Raw genomic sequence first — 2,614 nt, forward strand, 5'->3', positions numbered from 1 at the left:
TATCGAATTGACTATGAAGTCACTCAGTTACATTTGAGACTCTAAATTTGTTTGCGTCACTTAATAAACTAAGCGTCGCTGTTAGAACTCAATTTGTACGAGTGCCCACACAGATGATTGCTTTATATTTTTAAAGAACTGCGTTCTTAGCTCATGGCTGAAGAACGTTGCGACGTTGTCGCTAGGGATGCGTATAATACATCCTTAATTTTTCGAGTCAACACTTAATTTYAAACTTTCTTTTTAGACCGTTTTAAACCGAAGTTTTACTTAACTCTCTGTCACCTTGTTCAGCGCTTTTCATTGCTACCCGCCGTGTCAGTGGATGCGCATTATAGGGAGATGGATTTTTAACGCAAGCACTTTTTGAAGGTTTTTTTGATTATCTTTAAATTACCCAGATACCCACCAAATGCAAACAAGTTACACACAGCAAGCTGTGGATAACGTGAGTTTTTTAACAGAATAACTAAACTCTCCTCGCTTGTTATGGTAAGTTTCGCCGCAGATTCCACTCGCTCACAAGGCAAGAAAAAATGACAGATATTATAAATAGTATAAGTGGCCTTCTTTGGGGCCACATTCTGGTTTACCTATTAATAGCTGCGGGGCTATTTTTTACACTTCGACTTGGCTTTATCCAATTCACCCAATTTCCTCATATGGTCAAAGTGATGTTCCAAAGTCGCAAAGGGTGTGGTGAAGGTATTTCTTCATTTCAAGCATTTTGTACTTCCCTAGCAGCTCGAGTTGGCACGGGTAATATGGCAGGCGTGGCCGTTGCACTTTATTTAGGTGGCGCTGGGGCTATATTTTGGATGTGGCTGATTGCACTAATAGGAATGGCGACTAGTTTTGCCGAAAGCACACTTGCACAAGCCTATAAAACCGTCGATGAAGAGGGTAACTTTCGCGGTGGCCCTGCTTATTATATGGAATACGGTTTAGGTAAGCGCTGGATGGGCGTTATTTTTTCACTTTGCTTAATTTTAGCTTTCGGTCTTGTCTTTAATGCTGTTCAATCAAACTCTATTGCAGCAGCCTTCGAAGTTGCATTTGGAATCCCTAATTATATAGTTGGTATCTCGCTTGTTCTTGGCTCTGGCATTATTATCTTCGGTGGGTTAAGAACAATCTCTCGATTTGCAGAAATGGTCGTGCCTTTTATGGCTCTAGCCTACTTCCTCGTCGCTCTTTATGTTTGTATAAGTAACTACAATTTATTACCTGATGTATTTATGCATGTAATAAATAGCGCATTTGGCATTGAGCAAGCAGGCGCTGGTGCTATTGGTTATGGTGTAATGCAGGCAATGATCCAAGGTATTAAACGTGGTCTGTTTTCTAATGAGGCAGGTATGGGTAGCGCGGCAAACGCCGCAGCGACTGCTACACCCAACCCTCCTCACCCTGCTTCTCAAGGTTACGTACAAATGCTAGGTGTATTTGTTGATACCATTATCATATGTAGCGCTACTGCGGCACTGATTTTATTATCCCAACAACTGATACCTGATTCAGGAGTGACTGGTATTGCATTAACACAAGCAGCACTAGAGGAGCATGTTGGCAGTTGGGGCGCAACTTTTATTGCTGTGGCAATTTTGTTTTTTGCATTTACCTCTATTGTTGCAAATTATTCTTATGCTGAAACTAATTTATTGTTCTTAGAACATAATCATGCAGCTGGTATGTTAGTTTTTAGATTACTTGTTCTTGGAATGGTCATGTTTGGTGCACTTGGCGAGTTGCCAATCGTGTGGACTCTTGCGGATATTTCAATGGGACTAATGGCTATTGTAAATGTAATAGCACTATTCATGTTATCTGGAGTCGTTATTTGGTTAGCTAAGGATTACAATACTCAACGCAAAGCGGGTAAGTTACCTACTTTTGATCCTTCGCAAAACAAAAAACTGGATCAAACAATTCCTAAAGGCGCGTGGCGCAAATAATTTAGTTTAATAAGTACTTAATTGGGGAGCGCTTGCGCTCCCTTTTTTGTATTTGCTAACTTTTCAAAGACAGATAATATGAATGTCGTCTGCTGCTCGTTGAGTTTAGCTTTAAGTTGCTGTGCAAGCTGTTCTTTAATTTGCTCTTTTAATACTTGTTTTTGCTCAAAGGATAATAATGACTGTGTTTGTTGCTGATAAGATTGTACGGCTGTCAGCATATCCATCACTACGTCATTATCAAAATCGGTTAGCGCCGCTTTAGCATTACTAATAGCCTGTTCTGATTTATCGAAAACAGTCGATACTTTTTCAACTAACACATTAACTTCATGAATTTTAAGTACGTCATTAATGTTCGACATAATAATTGCGATAGGAATAAGCACTAATGAAATTGCTAAGCAAACCCCAAACACTGCACCAACCCAAAACTGATTTAAGCCCCGTTTAAATTGCTCCATTATCTTTCCTTGATTCTATTTATTGAGTTCAGTTGTACTTAAAAAAGACTTAGGAAACTATAGAGCTATTTTGGCAATAAAAAAATAAGTTGATGGGATTGTTAAAAGAAATATAAATGAAATAGAAAAGAGGTATTATATAAATGGTGCCCGGGGCCGGACTTGAACCGGCACGTCCTTACGAACGAGGGATTT

At 39.3% G+C, this 2,614-nt stretch carries 2 protein-coding genes; one reads left to right on the forward strand and one right to left on the reverse strand.

Annotation, left to right across the window (positions count from 1 at the left end; translation table 11 throughout):
• Nucleotides 1–536: 536 nt before the first annotated feature.
• On the forward strand, nt 537–1,955 hold the full coding sequence (locus NYF15_RS08465) for a sodium:alanine symporter family protein (protein WP_130151452.1): 1,419 nt from the start codon (nt 537–539) through the stop codon (nt 1,953–1,955).
• 17 nt (nt 1,956–1,972) lie between these two features.
• Here the strand turns inward: NYF15_RS08465 and NYF15_RS08470 are convergent, their stop codons facing one another.
• Nucleotides 1,973–2,419: a hypothetical protein gene (locus NYF15_RS08470; protein WP_237119339.1), complete on the reverse strand. Its 447-nt coding sequence runs from the start codon at nt 2,417–2,419 to the stop codon at nt 1,973–1,975.
• Between the last annotated feature and the right edge of the window lie 195 nt (nt 2,420–2,614).

The sequence above is a fragment of the Pseudoalteromonas sp. 68 DY56-GL68 genome (genome assembly GCF_041414825.1).
Lineage (GTDB): Bacteria > Pseudomonadota > Gammaproteobacteria > Enterobacterales > Alteromonadaceae > Pseudoalteromonas.